This is a genomic window from Arthrobacter sp. TB 26 (genome assembly GCF_000427315.1).
Classification (GTDB): domain Bacteria; phylum Actinomycetota; class Actinomycetes; order Actinomycetales; family Micrococcaceae; genus Arthrobacter.
In genome coordinates this window covers 6,364-8,614 of sequence record NZ_AUPJ01000372.1, presented here as the reverse complement: position 1 = coordinate 8,614, position 2,251 = coordinate 6,364, and the positions used below count along the sequence as shown (strand labels likewise).

1 protein-coding gene and 2 pseudogenes (2 of these 3 running past the window's edge) are annotated in these 2,251 nt (G+C 68.4%); 1 reads left to right on the top strand and 2 read right to left on the bottom strand.

The genetic code is table 11. The annotated features are described in order from the left end of the window. Nucleotides 1-1,040 (top strand): annotated as a pseudogene (locus K789_RS23205) (MMPL family transporter) (it extends 1,497 nt beyond the left edge of the window). A 155-nt stretch (nt 1,041-1,195) separates the two neighbouring features. On the opposite strand, the gene K789_RS0114365 reads toward K789_RS23205, so the two are convergent. Further along, the gene (locus K789_RS0114365) at nt 1,196-1,618 is read right to left on the bottom strand and encodes a low molecular weight phosphatase family protein (RefSeq protein WP_024367358.1); all 423 of its coding nucleotides are present in this window, start codon (nt 1,616-1,618) and stop codon (nt 1,196-1,198) included. A gap of 11 nt (nt 1,619-1,629) precedes the next feature. Next, a pseudogene (locus tag K789_RS23200) lies at nt 1,630-2,251 on the bottom strand (NAD(P)-binding domain-containing protein) (it continues 759 nt past the right edge of the window).

The following is a 2,251-nucleotide window of genomic DNA, read 5'->3' as shown; positions in this document are numbered from 1 at the left end:
CCAGCTCCGAGCCGGTCGCATCGCAGGCCTTCAAGGCCTACGACGTCACCAAGCGGAGCTTCGGCGAGGGCATGACCGGCCCGATCATCGTGGTGGGTGACTTCCCCGAGGGGCTCAGCGAAGCCGAGGCTCAGGCCAAACAGTTCGACGTCGCGGACATCCTGCGCGGGACCGAGAACGTCAGCGCCGCCGTGCCGCTGGCCCTGAGCGAGGACCGCCGCACCGCGGTGTTCCAGGTCATCCCGAAGGAAGGACCTGCCAGCGCAAGCACCGTCCGGGTGGTCTCCGAACTCCGCGCCGAAAAGGGCCAGATCAAGGACTCCACCGGCGTCAGCATCGGGCTCACCGGACAGACCGCCGGCAACGTCGATGTGTCCACCAAGCTCGGTGACGCGCTGCCGCCCTACCTGGCGATCGTCGTCGGCCTCTCGCTGATCCTGCTGCTGCTCGTGTTCCGCTCCATCTGGGTGCCGCTGCTGGCCACGGGCGGATTCCTGCTCTCGCTCGCCGCCGCGTTCGGTGCCGTTGTCGCCGTCTACCAGTGGGGCTGGCTGGGGACCATCTTCGGCGTCGAGAACCCGGGCGCTGTGCTGAGCTTCCTGCCGATTATCCTGATCGGCGTGCTGTTCGGCCTGGCCATGGACTACCAGGTGTTCATCGCCTCCGGCATGCGCGAGTCCTACATGCACGGCGAATCGGCCAAGCACGCGGTCCGCTCCGGCTTCAGCCACGCCGCCGCCGTGGTCACCGCGGCCGCGATCATCATGGTCAGCGTGTTCTCGGGCTTCATCTTCTCGCACTTGAACATGGTCAGGCCGCTTGGCTTCGCCATGGCCTTCGGGGTGCTGATTGATGCCTTCGTGGTCCGTATGACGATCGTCCCGGCCGTGATGTACCTGCTTGGCGAAAGGGCCTGGTGGCTGCCGCGCTGGCTGGACCGGATCCTGCCGGACGTGGATGTTGAAGGCGCCAAGCTGCGCAAACCTGCGGCTTCCCTCCCCGATGCCGTCACGGAAACCGCTGAGGCAACCGCCCAGTAGTCGTCACCGGCCGCCAATCCGGGATGGACAAGCCGCCCGCTGATCATTTGATCGGCGGGCGGCTTTGTCGTGAGCGGATGGCGGCGATGGCCGCCGCGGTCCCGGTGGCGGTGAACGCTGTCAGAGGGCCCCGACGACGCGCTGCGCGGGCACGATCAGTCCCCGGTGAGCTCCGCATACAGCCTCTGGACTCGGGCCTTGATGTCATCCCGGACCAGGCGCATGCGTTCCATGCCTTCGACGCCGCGCTCGGAGGGCTCGTCCGTATTCCAGACCTCGAGCCGCTTGCCCTCGGGGGCTTCGACCTTTGCCTCGTTGCCCAGGACGATGACGACGTCGACCGCGTCCAGTATGTCGTCGGTGACGGGTTTGGGGTGCTCGCCGGTGATGTCGATCCCGAGTTCTGTCAGGGCGTCCACGGACTGTGGGTTCAGCGACTTACCGGGTTTGGTCCCGGCGGAGTAGACGGTGACGGCCCCGCCGGCGAGCTGGTTCATCAGTCCGGCGGCGAGCTGGGACTTCCCGCCGTTCTTGCTGCAAACGAACAGGACGCTGGGCTGCTTCGTGGTCTCGGTCATGCGTGAGGCGATCAGTTCCCGCCGGAGCGGCCGTGGGCCAGTCCGGTGGGGAACCCGACGAGGACCGGTTCGGGCGCCCCGCAGCAGCCGCCGGAGGTTTCCGCCACGAAACCCGTGGTGGCGGCGGGGACGTCGCAGCTGGTGCCGATGTCCGAGGAGCAGACGCCGGTTTCGGGGAGTTCGAGCTGGACCGCGTCGGCGGCTTCACGGTCTCCGGCCAGGGCGGCGACGACGGAGCGGACCTGCTCGTAGCCGGTGGCGAGCAGGAAGGTCGGGGCCCGGCCGTAGGACTTCATGCCCACGATGTAGAAGTCCTGCTCCGGGTGGGCGAGCATCTTGGCGCCGTGCGGTTCGACGGTGCCGCAGGAGTGGAATTCGGGGTCGATCAGCGGGCCGAGCTCGCGCGGGGCTTCCACACCGGGGTCCAGTTCGAGCCGGAGTTCCCGGAGGATGTCCAGGTCGGGGCGGAAGCCGGTGGCCGGAACCACGACGTCGGCCTCGAGGGTACGGCCGTCGGTGGAGGTCAGGGTGACGGCACCGTCGGCCGGCGCGAGGGCGGCAATCCCGAACCCGGTGTGAAGTTCGACGGCGCCGGACTCGACGAGGCTGCGGAGCCGGCTGCCGAGCTGGCCG

Bases quoted from the DNA above. Each gene is read 5' to 3' on its own strand.
- K789_RS0114365 (WP_024367358.1), bottom strand. From the start codon at position 1,618: ATGACCGAGACCACGAAGCAGCCCAGCGTCCTGTTCGTTTGCAGCAAG.